Below are 18,321 nucleotides of genomic sequence, written 5' to 3'. Positions count from 1 at the left end.
TATCCGGCGTTGCATCGAGACTGTGGTTTAAGCTGCTCTGCGATGTCCCTTTCGGAAGACAGATTTAAGGACCGATAGGAACAAAATGACTGTACAAGCCGTAATTCTCGCTGCTGGCATGGGTACCAGGCTCGCGCGGCCGCATCCGAAGTCGATGACGCAACTGGACGACGGCAGGACGATCATGCAGCAGCAGGTCGAGAACCTGCGGGCCGCCTTTGGCGACGAGCTGCACCTCACCATCGTGGTGGGCTACAAGCTCGAACAGATCATGGAGCACATGCCGGAGGCTTCCTTCGTCTACAACGAGGCTTTCGACCAGACGAATACGTCAAAGAGCCTGCTCAAGGCCCTGAAAAACTCTTTCGACGGCGGTGTGCTGTGGATGAACGGTGACGTCGTTTTTGACCCGGCTATGTTCAGCGAGCTCACCCCGATGATGGCGGCCGACAAATCGTTCGTTGCCGTGGACACTTCCTCCACCTCCGATGAAGAAGTGAAGTACACGGTGGACAGCGACGGACACATCCTTGGTCTCTCCAAGGCCACCCAAAACGCGTTGGGTGAGGCCATTGGAATCAACTACATCGCGTCGGGCGACAAAAAGCACCTGATTGAACGCCTGGCGGAGGTTCACGACCAGGAATATTTCGAAGGAGGCATCGAGAAGACCATTCAGCTGGATGGAGTTGCCTACGTGCCCGTAGATATTAGCGCCTACTATGCCGTGGAAGTGGACTTTGCAGAGGATCTGGTACGGGCTAACCACTGCCTAGACCGCTAAAAGCCCCACAAGATCCGACTTAGCGTTGAAAGGAACTCGGCCAAGGCCGGTTAAACACCCTATGAACTCCAAAGCAATGTTCACTGCTGCACGACTCTCCGAAAAGGCCGGGCGTAAAGCCTGGGCAGCCAGCCTTTACGGGCGTTCCGCAGAAGGTGCCGGAAACAAGCAGGCGGACGCTTTGTTCCGCCTTGCAAATTTGGCGTTCCACCAGGGTGAACTTGATCAGTCTCGGGAGTTTCTCGAGGAAGCCATCGCGCTAAAGCCGGGCCAGGCTCCTTGGCATTACAGGCTGGCAACAGTCTGGGAGAGACTGCACGATAAAGATGCAGCGCTTGCTCATTACCGAAAAGCAAATGCCCTAGCTCCTGATAACAAGGCGTGGGCTGACAAGATGCATCGATGCGAACAAGCCTTGATCTTTACGAAGGCTCAGTTGCACGACGAGCGTGCCAAGTCGCTGCGACAGAAGGGGCAAAGATGGCAGGAGCTGGAACTGCTCCAGTCAGCTAAACCCAGCTTCGAGAGCTCACCCGATTGGTTTCTCAGGCTGGCTGATGCGCTCGAAGCAATGAACAGGTACGGCGAAGCCGCGGAGGCATTCCAACGTGCTAACGAGCTTCGTCCAGGCACAGCCGTAAACCTATTCCGAGAAGGACACTGTTGGCTAAGAGCAGGATCTCAAGACAAGGCGGCAAGCGCCTTCAAGCGCGCAAAGAAAGCTGATCAAAAGCTCCAGAGCAAAAGCCTGGGTATCGGAGTATTTTATGAGCAGCGTGGAATGTGGCCTGAGGCAGCGGATCGTTACGCCATCGATTGCGAGGACTCCCCTTGGAATGGAGAGCTGCACTTCCGAGCCGGACGGGCAAATGAACGCTGCTATCGGTGGAATGCCGCGGTTGCTCATTATGAGGAAGCAATTTCTTCACAGCCCGCTCTCTGGCGGAACCACTTCCGTCTAGGATTCGTCAAGGAACGACTCGGCGATTTTCCCGCGGCCGAGAAAAGCTATGCGTATGGTCTGGACTGCTCGGCAGTTAACAATGAACCAGCAAGATACTGGGCCTATCGACTCGGAGTCGTAAAGGAAGCCCAAGGAGACTTCGAGGGTGCCTTAGCTGCCTACTCAACCTCTCTGGATTATGTGCCCGCCGTAGCAAATGCAGAAAACGAACCAGCTCTCACCACGTTTAGTCAGGACACTGCTTACGAGATGCAGATTTTGCAACGCGCGAGATCCGCAGCACTGCGCTCCCGGGATGCAGATCAAATCCAGAAGATTGCTGCGGAGTTTGAAAATAGAGAACTCTGGGCAGATGCATTGGCATGCTTGAATGCTGCGGCAGATAGAAAGCAAAGCTTTGACGCATCGATCTACTTCCGGATAGCTAAGGCTTATCAGGCTTTGAACCAGCCCGAGGCCGCTGCAAAGGCCTATCGGATGACCAGGATTTCTGTCTCACCCCGAGGCATTGATAATGAAAAGTATAAAAAGGATGCTGGACTTCAAAGAAACTTCCAGTATTCAGAGATGTCTCAGCATCTCCCTATACGGAAGAATGTTATTCTCTATGAAAGCTTCTTCGGCAAGCAAATTACCTGTAATCCCTACGCGCTATTTAGGGAAATATACAACGACCAGGATTACGCACACTTCTTACATGTGTGGGTGACAACCCCAGACACTGCCATTCCAAAATGGATGAGGCACCGTGAGAATATTCTTTTCGTGCAGCGCGGAAGCCATCTATATCTAAGATTTCTTGCTACGGCCAAGTACCTCGTCAACAACGTGACGTTCCAAGCGATGTTTAGCCGGCGTCAGGGCCAGAGATATTTGAACACCTGGCATGGTACGCCAATGAAGACTCTCGGGAAGGATATACAGACCGGAGTTGTGGAGCACCGGAACGTGACACGGAACTTCCTTCATGCCACCCACATCATTACCCCCAACGAGCATACAAGGCGCGTGTTGCTTGAGCGCTATGACGTGGAAGGTTTGGGAACCGCCAAGGTTGCAATCACGGGCTATCCGAGGATCGACTTTACACTGAACGCTTCGCCTAATCGGGTGGAGGATCTGAGGGAAGCGCTGGGCCTCGTCGATAGAAGTAAAAAAGTAGTGCTGTACGCTCCGACGTGGCGGGGCAGCTCCAGCGAGCAGCACTTTGATTCTGAACGTCTTGTCAGTGATTTACAGGCCCTTGCCGGTCTTGATTGCGCTGTACTTTTCCAAGGGCATCACTTATCCGCGTCGTTTATCCCGGACTCTCTCCCGGTTCATGTGGTAAATGAAGAGATAAATACTAATGAGCTGCTTTCTGTAGTAGACATTCTCATAACTGACTACTCGAGCATAGTCTTCGACTTTCTTCCTACCCAAAAGCCGGTAATTTGCTACACTTACGATTTGGACGCCTATAAAGCGGAGCGTGGACTCTATTTTAGTCCGAGCGATATTGGTATTTACGAGGCACGATCTCAGACAGCGCTCGTTGAAGCGGTGCGGCGTTCTCTAGCCGGCGACGGCCCTGAGACTGTACCTTCAAACAGCTTGATAGAAGAGTACTGCGGGCATGAAGATGGTCGAGCATCCGCGCGGACCAAAAAGTTCTTCTTGGAAGATGAGACCGAATGTCTCATTACGTCAAAAATACCGAATAAACGCCGGTTTCTATTTCATCACAGCATGCTCCCTAACGGCATAACGTCTTCACTGATCAACCTCCTCAACTCCTTGGATCCCGCGGAAAACGACGTGACGGTTGTGGTCCCGGTTGAAGGTGTGGACCACACGAAAGCTGGCCTTTCACGAATCGCTGCTTTACCGAACTACGTTAGATTGGTCGCCGACGGCGGGCGCCAGGTCGCAAACATTGAAGAGAAGTGGCTAATAGATTGTTTCAATCGCTGGAACGTCTTTGCCTCAGAAGAGCATCGCCGTCATTATGTAGAGTCCTTCGCGAAGGAATATAAGCGTTTATTCGGTGACAGTCATTTTGATGTAGTTGTGGAGTTTGAAGGTTATTCTCGGTACTGGACGTCGGTCCTGGCAGCAGCCCCGGCTGCAACAAAGAAAGTTATCTATCTCCATAACGAGATGGAGGCAGAATGGCAGATTCGCTTTCCGTATCTTCGTGGAGTGTTTGAACTATATGACGAGTTCGATGCGCTAGCGTCTGTTTCGCCCGCATTATCTGAACTGAATCAGGCAGCGCTGACCCGCATTGTCAATGTCGAGGTTGACAAGTTTTTGCCGGTTATTAACCAGATTGATATTCAGGGAACTCTTGCACGCGCGGCTGAGCCCCTGGACGAGGACCTCGTGGAGTGGTTCGAATACGATACGCCCACGTTCGTTACGATGGGAAGGCTTTCAAAAGAGAAGGACCAAGCGAAGCTATTGCATGCCTTGGCGCGCGTTATCAAGGAAGGGCATCAAGCCAGGCTCCTGGTTCTCGGTGAAGGCCCTCTGCGCGCCGATCTAGAAGAACTGAGGGCGGAACTCAATCTTGATCGCGCAGTCTATTTCGCGGGGCTGCGAGAGAATCCGTTCCCGGCCCTGAGCGCATCTGACTGTTTCGTATTGCCCTCAAACCATGAAGGTCAACCGATGGTGCTACTGGAGGCGATGATTCTGGGCAAGGAAATTTTGGCGACAGATATCCCAGGGTCACGGCAGGTCCTCTCCGACAACCTGGAATGTCTTTGTCAGAACTCCGTAGACGGTCTGGCGGACGGGATTAAGAAGGTTCTTCAAAGCGACAGACAGCACGTACCAGATTTCGACGTTGAGAGGTATGCAAAGGAGGCTCTCGAGGCATTCCTCGGCGCTGCGGGAACAACTCCCTAAGCCCGGGACCCTGAATGCGATGGGAAACACTCGAAGTTTGAGTCTCCGGAGGCGGGCGGCATCTAGCATGTCTAGAATTGCAGCGTCCACGACCTTTGTGCTGGTTACAGAGAGGACTCGGTTGCGTTTCCGGTCGACCAACAGGCTGGTGGCTGGCATCCTCACTCACCTGTTCACGGAGCTTTAGGCCGCGTCGCGGGTCGCTTCTGCCTCTGGAGTTAACTGGACGACCGGGAATCTCTCATGAGGACACCGCAGTTGGGCGGTGGCTTGAACGGGTGCCTTGGCCCGCGAGCTGCGCGTGCACGAGCATGCTTCCGGCGAGTGCATGCCAGGGTGGAATCGGTGGCAATGAACCTGACCGCGCGGATTTGATTAATCCGTGCGGTAGGTACTGCCCAAGACCTCCACCACCGTGGATTACTGGCATATGGTGACGCGGGCGAATCAGATCGTCATTGAGGTTTGGCGGCGTCGTTCCCACGAGCGCAGTGCGCGTGCATAGCCGTTCATTGAGTGCCACCATCTCGGCGATGCTTCGCAGTGCTCCTCGGGGCTCCTCCACTTCTTGTCTCCTGAATGACGTCGAGTAATGCCATCCTGGAAAGCCTCGAAAGGAATCTCTGGTGATAATCGAAAGTATAGTGAAGAGCTGAGGGGCCCCAGGGGTGTGCCTCGAAGGATTGTTGTTGCGGTATGAGAACATCTATGGACTCAACGCCGTCCTTGCTCATGGCATATTCGTCCATTACATCCCAGTGCCGGTTCATGCTGACTGACCACGGCCGAAATTGTTTGGTCTCCCCATCTTTTGCAATCCATGTTGCAACGTTACGAGCCCTGTGGATGATTATCTTTGTGTCTGGGATGTTAACCTCCGCCCATGCGAAGAAGGAATCTACGGCTGCCGTCCAGGCTTCCATAAACTTTCGTGGGGTACGATCTGCTCGATACCAAGCAAGTTCCCGCCCTGCATAGAAACGAGTTTTCGTAGTCGACCATGTGTTATGGGTTACTATCTCACCTTTATCAAGTTCGGAATAACCAAAGACCAAGTCAGGACGGAAGTCCATTATTAAATAATGCGGTTTGGTCGTGGTTAACTCGTCCAGGAAGCTGCGGGAAAACTCGCGTAGTAGTTCACCATGTACGCGCGGGACTAACCCGTTTAGCTCGTCTGGGTCGACCGAAACCGGAGGAGACATGAGAGATACCATTGAGACTTGATTCGCTAGAGCGACGCACTCAAAGAGATCTCTATAACCAGGATTAAAAGTACGATTGAAGATGTCCCGCGTTACGCATGAACCGAGAACGGCTACTCTAATGAGTGGATCCAACGACTTACCTCTGCAACTTGAACTTTAATGGACATGGGGCTGGAGTGTGTGTCTGCAGACCCGAGGATGGCAGCCGTTCGGAAAGTCGATCTCCTCAGAACCTATAAATGCCCTTTCCTAACGGCCGAGAGGGTTCATCACACTCTAGAATGCTGCAAATTTTCTGAGAGGAGTGTTATCTTTCTATTCCAAGTATCTTCCCACTCATCTTCTGAAAACTTATCAGCGGTTTCGACCGCACCGGACCTAAGACGTGCCTGAAGGGTCACATCCGTGAGAATGTCATGTACTGACTTCCCAAGTGCATCGATGTCGCCATCCCCTACCAACAGGCCGTTTTTCCCATTCACAATGAGATCCCTGGCCCCGTAGATCACGTCGTAAGCAACCACGGGGGTTCCCATGGCAAAGCTCTCAGTTATGACTAGCCCGAACCCTTCATACTTTGATGAAAGAATCGAGCAGTTTGCTTCCGCGAACGCCTTTAGTGGGTCTTTAGTCAACCCTTCAAACGTTACAATCCCGTCCAGATCATGAGTGGACACAAGATTTTTCAGTCGTTCTTCGGCCGGGCCCGCACCGTAAATCTTGAACCGAACATTCGGAATTTCGCGACAGTGTCGTGAAAATGCTGTGATAGCATCCTCTACTCGTTTTTCGTCGGCAAGCCTTCCGACGCTGACGAGTGTCGGCATGTGGGGTGGCGTGACGGTGCTACGTTCCGAAGGTGCTGCATGCGGTATTACTGATACATGCTCTGACGGAACTCCGGCGTCCTTGATGAAGTCCAGCCGTTGGGCCTCAGTTAGCAGTACGAAATCCGACACGTTTTGTTTGAATTGTATGTAGTGCCCCATCCAATTCTTGAGGCCGTCCGTGCGATCTTGGTTGTTCTTGAAATGCGTAACGTGGATCGTCGTAACGTGATGAACCAATGGTGAATCTATCTCAAGTGCAAAAGTTGTCCGAGGCTCATCTGTGAATACGACTGAGGGCCCGATTTCAGCGAGCTTTCTCCTTAGCCAGGCAGAGTTGCTAAATCGCATGTCTTTGAACAGTGTGGCTGTTCCGTCGGCTGCATACTCGACCGTTCTGTATTCGTATCCCGCCGGAGTAACCCAGGATGACACATAAGTGCGTCCTGATTCGTCAATATATTCCCTGTATCGACTTTGTCCGGTTTCATCGAAATGATCCCTGCGCGCCAATGTTCCGTCAGACCAGAACAGGTCACGGCATAGCCGCAGCCACGGACGGTTAACGTCGTGGACATCGACGTATCGGGGGCTACGATCGTGTCCTCGGCAAATCAGGCCAACAAAGGAGCCAGCATTGAAAAATCGATCGATGGTGGTTTCGGCAAAGGATTCCGTTACGGACGCAAAGTTTCGGTCGGCTTCCCAATCAGTCCACATCTTGTTCAGTGGCTTTGATCTATCCCTCCTAATATGCCGCAAATCGTCATGAAAGCTCAGAAGTTCCGCGTGTGGCGGTAGTTCGCCATCGCGCTTGAGCTGAGAGAAAATTTGGTGCAAGTTTGGCTGATAGGCGACGGTCACTAGAATCGCACGTTTACCTTCTGCTACCTGCCGAAACCGTTTGAAGGTGGCCTTGGTTAATCCACCTCTACCGGTGCCGATGCTATCCATAACTTGAACAATCGTTGTACTCTCGGTATTCAGCAAGTTTCTTCCTGTCGTCGTTCAGGTACCTGGCTCTGGATCTTTTTAGCGCTGACTGTTGGGCAGCTCGGTATCTGATTCTCGGATGCGCACGAAGTATGTCCTCGTACGGCGCGTACGCGCTGCTCGGGTCTTCCTAAGCGGTGCCGTTAGTGCAACGCTGCGACAGCCGCCACGCTCCGCGTCGCAGCTGTCCCGTCCCCGTACGGATTCATAGCCTCGGACATAGACGCATAAAGCGTTTCGTCATGCAGGAGCGCATTTACCTCAGCGACAATGCGGTCTTCATCCGTGCCGATCAGCTTTACGACGCCAGCTTCCACGGCTTCCGGGCGCTCAGTGTTTTCCCGCATCACCAGCACCGGGACGCCAAGGCTTGGCGCTTCTTCCTGGACACCGCCGGAATCTGTGAGTACCAGGTGGGACATGGCTAGCAGCCGGCAGAATTCCCCGTAGTCCAAAGGCTCGGACACGATGATGTTCGACTTGTTCTCAATAGCAGGCATCACGGCGCTGCGTACGGCCGGGTTCTTATGAAGCGGCACCACCATGGTGAGGTCCGGTTCCGCGTCGGCAATCCGGGCCAGCGCCCTGCCCATACCCCGCATGGCCTCGCCCTGGTTCTCGCGCCGGTGGGTGGTGACCAGCAGGATCCGGGAACCATCCGCCGCCAGCTGCTCCAGCCGCGGATCCGTGAACGGAACGTTCTTTTCGATGGTCATAAAGAGGGCATCAATGACGGTATTGCCCGTAACAACTATGTTCTGGGCGGGAATGTTCTCCCGGAGCAGGTTGTCCCGGCTGGTGGTTGTGGGTGCCAGGTGGAGGCTCGCAATCTGCGAGGTCATCTTGCGGTTGGCTTCCTCCGGGAACGGGGAGAAGAGGTTGTGGCTGCGCAGGCCTGCTTCCACATGCACCACCGGAATACCCTGGTAAAAAGCCGCAATGGCACCGGCGGTGGAGGTGGTCGTATCGCCCTGCACCACCACAGCGTCCGGGCGGTTGACGGTGAATAGTTTGTCCAGCCCGTCGATGGTGCGGCTCAGGATGCCGTTAAGACTCTGTCCCGGTTCAAAAATATTAAGGTCATGGTCTGGAACAATTTCAAACAGGCTGTTGACCTGGTCCAGCATTGACCGGTGCTGGCCGGTGACTGTCACAAAGCAGTCCATGTCCTCGGAGCGCTTTAGTTCCGTGACGATAGGCGCCATCTTAATGGCTTCGGGACGGGTCCCGTAGATAGGCATGATGAGCGCCAAAATTTTACCCCATAGTGTTTGTGAGACCGTGTAATGGCGCTCATGCTACCCGATATGGAATATCGCCGCTGTTATTGCGGGGCGGAAGGTTCCGTTTAGCCAAAGAGCACGAGCAGTACAATCAGGGTGGGAACCGTCAGGAAAACCAGGACACTAATCAGCCACGCGATGGTGCGTTTCTGCCGGTACGAAAGCCCCGAACCTGTCGAGGGGGTGGCAACGGGAGCCGCCACTGCTGACTGGAGCTCCGGGTCCCTGGTACCCGAACTCATGTGCCGCGCAGCCGCAACTTCTGTGTAAAGCCGTTTGCCCATGTGCTCCACTTTCCCACAAAAACCCCGGCGCTTACGGTCGGCTGTCAGGGCCCTGCGGTACGCTTCTCACTGGACAGGCTACTGATCGGGTCAACGGAGCCCCGGAGGTTGTCCACGAACAAACTGGCACAACCGGAGTTCACGCATGAGCAACAGCACGGAACGGGATTACTTTGCAGACTAAAATCACCGCCAATGCGCAAGCGCTGAAGCGATGGTTGAGCAACGCCGAGGTCTCCCTGGGGAACCACAGCGACCGGCTGAACGCCATCAATATCTTCCCGGTAGCCGACGGCGACACCGGAACGAACCTCTACCTGACCATGCGCGCTGCCTCCGCCGCGGCAGCTGAGCTGGACACCCAGGACATTGGAGAGCTGCTCTCCGCCGCCGGCCGTTCTGCCATGGAACAGGCCCGCGGAAACTCCGGAACCCTGCTCTCCGTTTTCCTCACCGCAATGGCAGAGCCGCTGCACGGCAGCACCAGATTGTCAGCGCCGCAGCTGGCCATGGCTCTGGACCGGGCGCAGCTGCGCTCCTGGTCGGTGCTCAGCGATCCCGTTCCCGGGACCATGCTCTCCGTCCTGGAAGAAGCCGCCAGAGGCGCCTCCCGGGTGGAAGCCGCCCAGATGGGCGATGACTCCAACGCAGGCCTGGCCGATACGCTCCGGGCCATGATGCGGGCAGCCCTGGCCGCCGTCGTCCGCACTGAAGAGCAGCTGCAGACCCTCACCGATGCCCGGGTTGTCGACGCCGGCGGCGTGGGCTTCCTGCTGGTGCTCGACGCCCTGCGCGCCGCTGCGCTGGGCGAAGAGCTGCAGGGAGAGCTGCTGGACGGCCTGCACGGCTACGACGTCCAGGACCCGCACATCCACAGCCGGCAGCCGCAGCTCGAAGGCGTGGAAGTTATGTGCACCATCACCCTGAGCCCGCTCGACGCCGCCACCATGCGCCTCTCCCTGGATGAACTGGGGGAGTCCGTGATCATGAGCGCCGTCAGCCCCGTGGGGGAGGGCTACCGCTGGCGGGTCCACGTCCACACCCCCGACGCCGGAGCCGTGCTGGAACTGCTGCGCACAGTGGGCGAACCGACCAACGTCACCATCACCGAACTTTCCGCCAACGGGCACCAGACAACGGAAATCGCGCAGGTCCCGCTCTCCGAAGACACCGCTTCCGGCGGCGATCTGGCCCGCGAAGCTTAGAGGCCCATGCAGGACAGGACTCCCGGCGAACTCGACTACCCCCTCGACCGCCGGATTGGTAAACGCTCCGCGGACAAGATCGCGCAGCAGCTTGGCATCTCCACCGTGGGCGAACTGCTGCTGCACGTTCCCCGCCGTTACCTCGAACGCGGTGAACTCACCCCGATCGCCGAGATCCCCTTCGATGAGGAAGTCACCCTGGTGGCCCGCGTGCAGAGCAACAACGCACGGCGGATGCAGACCCGCAAGGGCATGATCCTCGAAATCACCGTGACGGACGACGCCGACGGGTCGCTGGGACTGCTGCACCTGACCTTCTTCAACGGCTACCAGGCGCAGAAGGACCTGCAGGTGGGCACCCGCGCCATGTTCTCCGGCAAGGTCGGCGTCTACAAGCGGCAGCTCACCCTGACAAACCCCAACTATGTGCTGCTGGCTGACGATGCCGATGACGAGGAAGAGGCCAAGCGGCCCATCCCCGTCTACCCGGCCACCGCCAAACTGACCAGCTGGGAGATCAAGAAAACCATCGACCTGCTGCTGGACAGCCTGCAGACAGAACGGCTGCGGGACCCGCTGCCCGAGGCCATCCGCCGCCGGGAAGGGTTTATGAGCCTGGCTGCGGCCTACGAGGCCATCCACCGCCCCGCGGAAATCCAGGACGCCTACAAGGCACGCCACCGTTTCCGCTACCAGGAAGCACTGGTGCTGCAGACGGCCCTGGCCCGCCGGCACGCCTTCACCGCCCAGGAGGACGCCACCGCCCGGCCGCCGGTTCAGTGCGGTCTGTTGGAAGCCTTCGACGCCGCACTGCCCTTCACCCTCACCGCCGGTCAGGAACAAGTGGGCGGGGAGCTCGCCGCGGACCTGGCCCGGCCGCACCCGATGAACCGCCTGCTGCAGGGCGAGGTTGGCTCCGGTAAAACGCTGGTGGCGCTGCGAGCCATGCTCCAGGTGATCGACGCCGGCGGACAGGCGGCGCTGCTGGCCCCCACCGAGGTCCTCGCCGCCCAGCACCATGCTTCGATTACCCGGACACTGGGTCCGCTGGCAGAAGGCGGACTGCTCGGCGGCAGTGATAACGGAACCCGCGTGGCCCTGCTGACCGGCTCCATGGGCGCCGCGCAGCGCAAGGCCGCTCTCCTGGAGGCGGCCAGCGGCAGCGCGGGAATCGTCATCGGCACCCACGCCCTGCTCTCGGAGCACGTGCAGTTCGCGGACCTCGGCCTGGTGGTCGTGGACGAGCAGCACCGCTTCGGCGTCGAGCAGCGGGATCTGCTGCGGACCAAGGGCCGGCACAGCACACCGCACCTGCTGGTGATGACGGCCACTCCCATCCCGCGGACCGTGGCCATGACCGTCTTCGGCGACCTGGATGTGTCCACCCTGGCGGAACTTCCTGCCGGCCGCGCACCGATCTCCACCTACTTGGCGCCGCTCACGGAGAAACCCGCGTGGGGCCCACGCATCTGGGCCCGGGCCCGGGAGGAGATCGACGCCGGACGTCAGGTCTACGTGGTCTGTCCCAAGATCGGGGACCGTGAGGAGGAACCCGGCACGGAGCTGGCCCTCATCGAGGAAACCCCCGTCAAAACCGCGTCCGCGCGCAACCAGCGGCCGCTGGCCTCCGTCCTGGACACGGTGGAGCGCCTGCAGGAGCTGCCCGCGCTGGCCGGAACCCGGATCGCGATGCTGCACGGACGGATGGACCCGGCGGAAAAATCCGCGGTCATGGACGCGTTCAACCGCGGCGAAATCGATCTGCTGGTCTCCACGACCGTGATCGAAGTGGGCGTTGACGTGCACAACGCCACCATGATGGTGATCCTCGACGCCGAGCGGTTCGGTATGTCCCAGCTGCACCAGCTGCGCGGACGCGTTGGCCGGGGCGGGCTGCCGGGCACCTGCCTGCTGGTGACAAACCTGGAACCCGGGCATCCGAGCCGCGAACGGCTGGACGCCGTGGCGGCGACCACTGACGGCTTCGAACTCTCCCGCCGGGACTTGGAACTCCGCCGCGAGGGGGACATCCTGGGCGCCTCCCAGTCCGGCGGACGCTCCACCCTGAAGCTGCTGCGCGCCATCCAGGACGAGAAAGTCATCGAAAAGGCGCGGACCGATGCGCAGGAACTTGTCGCCGCAGATCCGGACCTTGTGGACTACCCCGGCCTGAACGAAGCGATCGAGGCCTACCTGAACCCGGAAAAGGAAGCCTTCCTGGAACGGGGCTGATGCCGGGCCCGGACCGGCGGCTGACTAAAGTGGAAGCATGAGCCGCATTATTGCCGGGGCCGCCGGCGGAACCACCCTGTCCAGCGTCCCGGGATCAGGAACCCGGCCCACCACGGACCGGGTTAAGGAAGCGCTCTTCTCCCGGCTGGAGTCCTACGAGGTCCTTTCCGGCGCGTACGTCCTGGACCTGTTCGCCGGATCCGGCTCCCTTGGCGTCGAAAGCGCCAGCCGCGGAGCGGCCCGCGTTGACCTGGTGGAGCTGGCGGAGAAGGCTGCGGGGGTCTGCCGCAGCAACGCCGGCCTGGTGAACCGTGTGCTGGGCAAGGAACGCGTGCGGGTGCACCGGGCCAAGGCGGAGACCTACCTGCTCCGGGTGCCCGAAGGCCTGGCCTGGGACCTGGTGTTTATTGACCCGCCGTATGACCTGGAGGAAGCCGCACTGGCCGGAGTCCTGCAGGCACTCACCCCGCACCTCGCGCCGGGCGCCGTCGTGGTGGTGGAACGCTCCACCCGCTCATCCGAACCGCTCTGGCCGGACGGACTGGAACGCTTCAGCGAACGCGCCTACGGCGAAACAACGCTCTGGTTCGCCGAACCGGCGCAGCCGGATGCGGACTCGGACGCTGAGGCAGACGCGGAGCCGGCACCCACCGAAGGCTGACGTCCCGGGCGGCGCTTACCGGCCGGACGCGAAGGCATCCAGCTCCGCCCCGGTGAGCACCGCCGCAGGATGCGGGCCTGCCGCCAGCAGGCTGGCGGTCCACTCCTGCGGCCAGCGGAAACGCGTACCTGCCAGGACAATGTTTCCCGGATGACGGCCGGTGAACATACCCGCGTCGCCCAGCGCCGCAATATCGCCGCCGGCCGCACTGAAGACATCCTGCACCGCGGCCGCCTGCCGGCGCGCAAAGGCCAGCGGCGGATCATCGCCCACGTTGACCAGCAGCACCCCCGCGGGGGAGAGCAGCTCCAGCAGTTCGGCGTAGTACTCCGGCGCCGCCAGGTGTTCCGGGGCGTCGGCACCGGCGAAAACATCCAGCACAATAACGTCGAAGGACGCCGGCTCGAACCGGGCCAGCTCGGCCCGCGCGTCACCGATGATGGTCTGCAGCCGGGTCCCGCCGGGCAGCGGCAGGTACGCCAGCACGTAGTCCAGGAGCTCACGTTCAAGCTCGACGGCGGCCTGCTCCGAGCCGGGCCGGGTGGCCTGGACATAGCGCGCCAGCGTCAGGGCGCCGGCACCCAGATGCAGGGTCCGCAGCGGCTGGCCGGCCGGCGCGGCGAGGTCCAGGACGTTGCCGATCCGGCGGAGGTACTCGTAGAAGATTTCCTGCGGTTGCGCCAGGTTCACGTGCGACTGCTGGGCACCGCCGATGGACAGGATCCAGGCGCCGTCGGTGAACGCGTCCTCGTCCAGTTCGGCGTGCGCGCCGATGCCCCGCAGCAGGCGCGACGGCGGACGGCGGGCCACTAGAGCCCCTCGCCGAGGCGGGCGATGCGTTCGGCTGCTTCCTGCAGCACATCGAACCGTTTGCAGAACGCGAAGCGCAGCAGGGTCCGGGTCCGTTCGGCTCCCTCGGGGTGGCAGAACATGGCCACCGGGATGGCGGCGACGCCCACCAGCTCCGGGAGCTGCCGGGCGAGCTCGGTGGCATCGGTAATGCCCAGGGGAGCGACGTCGGCGTTGACGAAGTAGGTGCCCTGCGGCGTGTAGACGTCCAGTCCGGCGGCCCGCAGCCCGGCGGACAGGACATTGCGTTTGGCCCGCAGGGTTCCGGCGGCGTCCGTGAAGAAGGAATCCTCCATCCGCAGGCCCGTGGCGATGGCCGCCTGGAACGGCGACCCGGAGCTGTAGGTGAGGAAGCTCTTGACCGTGCGGACGGCGGCCACCAGCTCCGCGGGGCCGCTCAGCCAGCCGATCTTCCAGCCCGTCAGGGAGAACGTTTTGCCGGCCGAGGAGATGGTGAGGGTCCGGTCCGCGGCTCCGGGCAGCGTCGCCACCGGGATGTGGCGGGGACCGAAGGTCAGGTGTTCATACACCTCATCGGTGAGGATCACGGCGTCGTGCCGGATGGCAAGGTCCACGATCCGCTGCAGGACCGGCTCCGGGAACACGGCGCCGGTGGGGTTGTGCGGGTTGTTCACCAGGACCACGCGGGTGCGGTCCGTGAATGCTGCCTCCAGGGCGTCCAGATCCGGCATGAAGTCCGGCGCCAGCAGGGGAGCGGTGGTGTGGGTGGCGCCGGACAGGCCGATGATGGCGCCGTAGGAATCGTAGAACGGTTCGAACGTCAGGACCTCGTCACCCGGACCCGTCAGTGCCAGCAGCGCAGAGGCAATGGCCTCGGTGGCGCCCGTGGTGACAATGATCTCGGTGGCCGGGTCCAGAGTTAGTCCGTAAAAGCGTTCCTGGTGCTCGGCGACAGCCTCGCGCAGGACCGGAAGCCCCTGGCCCGGGGCGTACTGGTTGGCGCCGGCGAGAATGGCCTTGCGTGCAGCGTTGCGGATCTCCGCCGGGCCGTCCTCATCCGGGAATCCCTGGCCCAGGTTGATGGCTCCGTGCACGCCGGCCAGAGCGGTGATCTCCTCGAAGATGGTCACCCCAAGATTTCCGTCCGCGCCGAGCAGGTTGGCGCCCGCGGCTGTCCGCTGCCAGGGAGCGGGAGCTCCGTTCCGGGAGTCACGGAGGGTTTGTGCTCGGGGTGTTGAAGTCATGCCTTCAAGTATTACCCGCACCAAGCCGGTAGATTCGACTTATGCGACGCGCAGTATGCCCCGGTTCCTTTGACCCGATCCACAATGGCCACCTGGAAGTGATTGCCAGGGCCGCCAACCTCTTCGACGAGGTCATCGTGGCCGTTTCCACGAACTACGCCAAAAAGTACCGGTTCTCCGAGGAGGAACGCCTGGAGATTGCGGCGGAGACACTCGGCTCCCTGGCCGGGGTGTCGGTGCTGCCCATGGGGCACGGGCTGCTGGCGGAGTTCTGCCGCGAGCACGGTGCCAACGCCATTGTGAAGGGCCTGCGCTCGGTGCAGGACTACCAGTATGAACTGCCGATGGCCGTGATGAACCGGCACCTGACCGGGGTCGAGACCGTGTTCCTTGCCGCTGATAACTCCTACACGCACCTGTCCTCCAGCCTGATCAAGGAAGTTGCCGCACTGGGCGGGGACATCGCCGGATTCGTGCCGAGCGCCGTCCTGAAGCGGATGGACGCGCTGCGCTAGCCGTGCCGGGGTGTTCCTGGCCGGAGCTAGCCGATCCGGCTGGCGCACGCCGGGCGCAGAAAAGCCGCCAGCAGGCCGCCTGTCTCCTCCACAAACCGCCCGGCCCACCGCCAGGGGCTCATTGTGGGCTCCGAAGCGACCATGGTGATGTGGGCTGCCGAGCACTGGGTGATGTTGGCCTCCGCACGGACCACGTGGTACGTCGAGGTCACCACGATGATCTCGTCCCAGCCGTTATCCGCGGCCAGGCGGGCAACCGAGCGGGCCTCGGCACGGGTTGTCAGCGGAGACGGGGTGAAACACTCGATTGCCGGGTTGGTGGTGTACTCACAGACGAAGTCAGTGTTCGCGTTGCCCGGAGTGTCGGTGGTGGACAGGACGAGGACGGGAGCGTACCCGTCCCGCAGCAGCTGCTGGCCCACCGGCAGGCGCTCGGCGGCAGCCCCGGCCAGCACCACAATGGCGTCCGCGCTGACCGTTTCCCCGGCGGGCTCCGTGGCGGCCTGGGGATACAGGAAGAGGTTGGCGGCGGCGAATAGCCAGACCAGCAGGGCGCACAGCACTGCCGCCCCAATCCGGACAAAGACGCGCCGGAAAGCGGCAGCAGGGCGAAGGAGAGACACACCGCAAGCGTAGGTGAGAGCTGCCCGTGAGCCGGAATCCGCCGTCGTGCCCCGGTGCGGCTAAACTGGACCAGTAGCCGCGGTACGGCAGGCACGGGGCCCAGCCCCAGCGCCCGCCGGCGGGCCGGTTTGAGAGATTCCCTCCGGTCAGGCTAAGATGATATGTCGGTCTATGTTCTACAGGAGTTCTCATTAGCGTTTCATCGCGGTCACATCCGAGTTCCCCCTTGGCAGTCAATGTCAAGGATCTCGGGCGCAGCCCGGGAACCATGCGGACAATGCATGAGCATCTGCCGGCACCGAAAGACTTCGGTGTTGCGCTGATCGGCGTACCCGTGGGATCGGACATTGAGCTCGATCTGCGGTTTGAGGCCGTGCACGAAGGGATTTTGGTATCAGGAAACGCGGTTGTCCCAGTCCGGGGCGAGTGCGGCCGGTGCCTGACGCCCATCGCGTACGACCAGGACGTCGATGTGCAGGAACTCTTTTACTACGAGGACGCTGAGTCCTTCGGAGAAGAAGAGGAAGAAGAGCAACGCCGGATCGAGCGAGATGTCATCGATCTTGAACCGGTTTTGCGGGACGCAGTGGTCACCACCCTGCCGTTCCAGCCGGTGTGCCGGGAAGACTGCGAAGGTCTTTGCCCCGATTGCGGGGTGCGCCTTGAGGAGGATCCGGGTCACCACCATGAAGTCGTGGATCCTCGCTGGGCAGCCCTTGCCGGGTTGACTGGCACCGCCGCTGACAACGAAGCGGCAAAAAGTACAGAGTCAGACGAGAGAGAAGAGAGTTAGTCGTGGCTGTTCCCAAGCGGAAAATGTCCCGCTCGAATACGCGTGCACGCCGGTCCCAGTGGAAGGCAACTGCGCCCAACCTGGTGAAGACCGTTGAGAACGGCCGCGTAACCTACAGCCTGCCCCATCAGGCCAAGGTCGTAACCGACTCCGCAGGCACTGCGCTGTTCCTTGAATACAAGGGCCGCAAGGTAGCGGACGTCTAAGACCAGTGTTTACCCCTTTTCCGTCTGTCCTCTGAGGACATTCGTTGAAGGGGCACACTGCTTTTCGGGGCGATCTCAGCACGTGAAGAATACTGAAGAGCTTCAGAAGCGTCTCGGCGTCGACATCGACGCCGGGACGCTTCGTCTTGCGCTCACACACCGGTCCTACGCCTACGAACACGGCGGCATCCCGACCAACGAACGCCTCGAGTTCCTTGGGGATTCCATTCTCGGTTTCTCCATCACCGACGCGCTGTACCGGGACAACCCCGACCTCTCCGAAGGAGAGCTGGCCAAGCGCCGCTCCTCCGTCGTGAGCACCAAGGCGCTTGCCTCAGTTGCCCGCCAGCTGCAGCTTGGAGATTTCATCCTGCTGGGACAGGGCGAGAAACTGACCAATGGCAAAGACAAATCCTCCATCCTGGCCGACACCACCGAAGCCCTGATTGGCGCGGTGTACCTGTGCCACGGGATCGAGACGGCCCGCGCCATGGTGATGCGGCTGATCGGTCCGCTGCTGCACGACGCAGACACCCTGGGCGCCGGAACCGACTGGAAAACCAGCATCCAGGAAATCGCTGCCGCCCGGAAACTCGGCGACATCGAATACCAGGTCACCGGCACCGGACCGGACCATTCCCGCAGCTTTGTGGCTGTCCTGCACATCGGCGGCCGTGCTTACGGCACCGGCAGCGGACGCTCAAAGAAAGACGCCGAGCAGGAGGCCGCAGCGGATACCTGCCGGCGCCTGAACGCCACCGGAACCCTTCCAGCCGCCCGCGCCGCCGGCGCCTGA

The 18,321-nt window shown here is 60.2% G+C and carries 16 protein-coding genes; 9 read left to right on the top strand and 7 right to left on the bottom strand.

Annotation, left to right across the window (positions count from 1 at the left end; genetic code table 11):
- The first annotated feature begins 85 nt into the window (after positions 1-85).
- Positions 86-784, top strand: a complete 699-nt coding sequence (locus tag H9639_RS04125) for a phosphocholine cytidylyltransferase family protein (protein WP_191806802.1) — start codon at positions 86-88, stop codon at positions 782-784.
- A gap of 61 nt (positions 785-845) precedes the next feature.
- Positions 846-4,640 (top strand): CDP-glycerol glycerophosphotransferase family protein, encoded by a 3,795-nt coding sequence (locus H9639_RS04120; RefSeq protein ID WP_191806801.1) that lies wholly within the window; start codon positions 846-848, stop codon positions 4,638-4,640.
- A 509-nt stretch (positions 4,641-5,149) separates the two neighbouring features.
- Here H9639_RS04120 and H9639_RS17255 read toward each other — a convergent pair.
- The 4 genes from H9639_RS17255 to H9639_RS04105 all read right to left on the bottom strand — a co-directional run bounded on the left by H9639_RS17255 (position 5,150) and on the right by H9639_RS04105 (position 9,235).
- Positions 5,150-5,980: a DUF6270 domain-containing protein gene (locus H9639_RS17255; protein ID WP_225219095.1), complete on the bottom strand. Its 831-nt coding sequence runs from the start codon at positions 5,978-5,980 to the stop codon at positions 5,150-5,152.
- 137 nt (positions 5,981-6,117) lie between these two features.
- Positions 6,118-7,665 (bottom strand): glycosyltransferase, encoded by a 1,548-nt coding sequence (locus tag H9639_RS04115; protein ID WP_191806800.1) that lies wholly within the window; start codon positions 7,663-7,665, stop codon positions 6,118-6,120.
- Between the two features lie 146 nt (positions 7,666-7,811).
- Positions 7,812-8,909: a non-hydrolyzing UDP-N-acetylglucosamine 2-epimerase gene (wecB, locus tag H9639_RS04110; protein WP_191806799.1), complete on the bottom strand. Its 1,098-nt coding sequence runs from the start codon at positions 8,907-8,909 to the stop codon at positions 7,812-7,814.
- 107 nt (positions 8,910-9,016) lie between these two features.
- On the bottom strand, positions 9,017-9,235 hold the full coding sequence (locus H9639_RS04105; protein ID WP_191806798.1) for a hypothetical protein: 219 nt from the start codon (positions 9,233-9,235) through the stop codon (positions 9,017-9,019).
- Positions 9,236-9,441: 206 nt separating this feature from the next.
- On the opposite strand from H9639_RS04105, the gene H9639_RS04100 reads away from it, so the two are divergent.
- The 3 genes from H9639_RS04100 to rsmD are packed head-to-tail and all read left to right on the top strand — an operon-like array spanning position 9,442 to position 13,333.
- A complete protein-coding gene (locus tag H9639_RS04100; protein ID WP_191806907.1) occupies positions 9,442-10,440 on the top strand; it encodes a DAK2 domain-containing protein in 999 nt (332 codons plus the stop codon).
- 6 nt (positions 10,441-10,446) lie between these two features.
- The gene (recG, locus tag H9639_RS04095) at positions 10,447-12,672 is read left to right on the top strand and encodes an ATP-dependent DNA helicase RecG (protein ID WP_191806797.1); all 2,226 of its coding nucleotides are present in this window, start codon (positions 10,447-10,449) and stop codon (positions 12,670-12,672) included.
- Positions 12,673-12,709: 37 nt separating this feature from the next.
- On the top strand, positions 12,710-13,333 hold the full coding sequence (gene rsmD / locus H9639_RS04090) for a 16S rRNA (guanine(966)-N(2))-methyltransferase RsmD (protein ID WP_191806796.1): 624 nt from the start codon (positions 12,710-12,712) through the stop codon (positions 13,331-13,333).
- Positions 13,334-13,348: 15 nt separating this feature from the next.
- Here the strand turns inward: rsmD and H9639_RS04085 are convergent, their stop codons facing one another.
- A complete protein-coding gene (locus tag H9639_RS04085; RefSeq protein WP_191806795.1) occupies positions 13,349-14,143 on the bottom strand; it encodes a spermidine synthase in 795 nt (264 codons plus the stop codon).
- On the bottom strand, positions 14,143-15,387 hold the full coding sequence (locus tag H9639_RS04080) for an aminotransferase class I/II-fold pyridoxal phosphate-dependent enzyme (RefSeq protein WP_191806794.1): 1,245 nt from the start codon (positions 15,385-15,387) through the stop codon (positions 14,143-14,145). Before H9639_RS04080 ends, H9639_RS04085 begins: the two co-directional genes overlap by 1 nt.
- A gap of 41 nt (positions 15,388-15,428) precedes the next feature.
- Here H9639_RS04080 and coaD point away from each other — a divergent pair, with 41 nt between their 5' ends.
- Positions 15,429-15,902, top strand: a complete 474-nt coding sequence (gene coaD / locus H9639_RS04075; protein WP_191806793.1) for a pantetheine-phosphate adenylyltransferase — start codon at positions 15,429-15,431, stop codon at positions 15,900-15,902.
- 26 nt (positions 15,903-15,928) lie between these two features.
- Here coaD and H9639_RS04070 read toward each other — a convergent pair whose 3' ends face one another.
- Positions 15,929-16,525 (bottom strand): YdcF family protein, encoded by a 597-nt coding sequence (locus H9639_RS04070; RefSeq protein WP_191806792.1) that lies wholly within the window; start codon positions 16,523-16,525, stop codon positions 15,929-15,931.
- 227 nt (positions 16,526-16,752) lie between these two features.
- Between H9639_RS04070 and H9639_RS04065 the strand changes: the two genes are divergently transcribed.
- The 3 genes from H9639_RS04065 to rnc all read left to right on the top strand — a co-directional run bounded on the left by H9639_RS04065 (position 16,753) and on the right by rnc (position 18,321).
- A complete protein-coding gene (locus H9639_RS04065; RefSeq protein ID WP_191748972.1) occupies positions 16,753-17,319 on the top strand; it encodes a YceD family protein in 567 nt (188 codons plus the stop codon).
- Positions 17,320-17,321: 2 nt separating this feature from the next.
- On the top strand, positions 17,322-17,525 hold the full coding sequence (rpmF, locus tag H9639_RS04060; RefSeq protein WP_055240805.1) for a 50S ribosomal protein L32: 204 nt from the start codon (positions 17,322-17,324) through the stop codon (positions 17,523-17,525).
- Between the two features lie 82 nt (positions 17,526-17,607).
- Positions 17,608-18,321, top strand: coding sequence for a ribonuclease III (rnc, locus tag H9639_RS04055; protein ID WP_191806791.1), 714 nt, complete (start codon positions 17,608-17,610; stop codon positions 18,319-18,321).

It is taken from the genome of Arthrobacter gallicola, from assembly GCF_014836775.1.
GTDB lineage: Bacteria > Actinomycetota > Actinomycetes > Actinomycetales > Micrococcaceae > Arthrobacter_B > Arthrobacter_B gallicola.
The sequence above is the reverse complement of the archived record's forward strand: the minus strand, read 5'-3'. Positions and strand labels throughout refer to the sequence as shown.

What these genes read in the sequence shown, in the direction of transcription:
- recG (WP_191806797.1), top strand. Translation starts at nt 10,447, where the DNA reads ATGCAGGACAGGACTCCCGGCGAACTCGACTACCCCCTCGACCGCCGG.
- rsmD (WP_191806796.1), top strand. Translation starts at nt 12,710, where the DNA reads ATGAGCCGCATTATTGCCGGGGCCGCCGGCGGAACCACCCTGTCCAGC.
- H9639_RS04105 (WP_191806798.1), bottom strand. Translation starts at nt 9,235, where the DNA reads ATGGGCAAACGGCTTTACACAGAAGTTGCGGCTGCGCGGCACATGAGT.
- wecB (WP_191806799.1), bottom strand. Translation starts at nt 8,909, where the DNA reads ATGCCTATCTACGGGACCCGTCCCGAAGCCATTAAGATGGCGCCTATC.
- H9639_RS04125 (WP_191806802.1), top strand. Translation starts at nt 86, where the DNA reads ATGACTGTACAAGCCGTAATTCTCGCTGCTGGCATGGGTACCAGGCTC.
- H9639_RS04120 (WP_191806801.1), top strand. Translation starts at nt 846, where the DNA reads ATGAACTCCAAAGCAATGTTCACTGCTGCACGACTCTCCGAAAAGGCC.
- coaD (WP_191806793.1), top strand. Translation starts at nt 15,429, where the DNA reads ATGCGACGCGCAGTATGCCCCGGTTCCTTTGACCCGATCCACAATGGC.
- H9639_RS04080 (WP_191806794.1), bottom strand. Translation starts at nt 15,387, where the DNA reads ATGACTTCAACACCCCGAGCACAAACCCTCCGTGACTCCCGGAACGGA.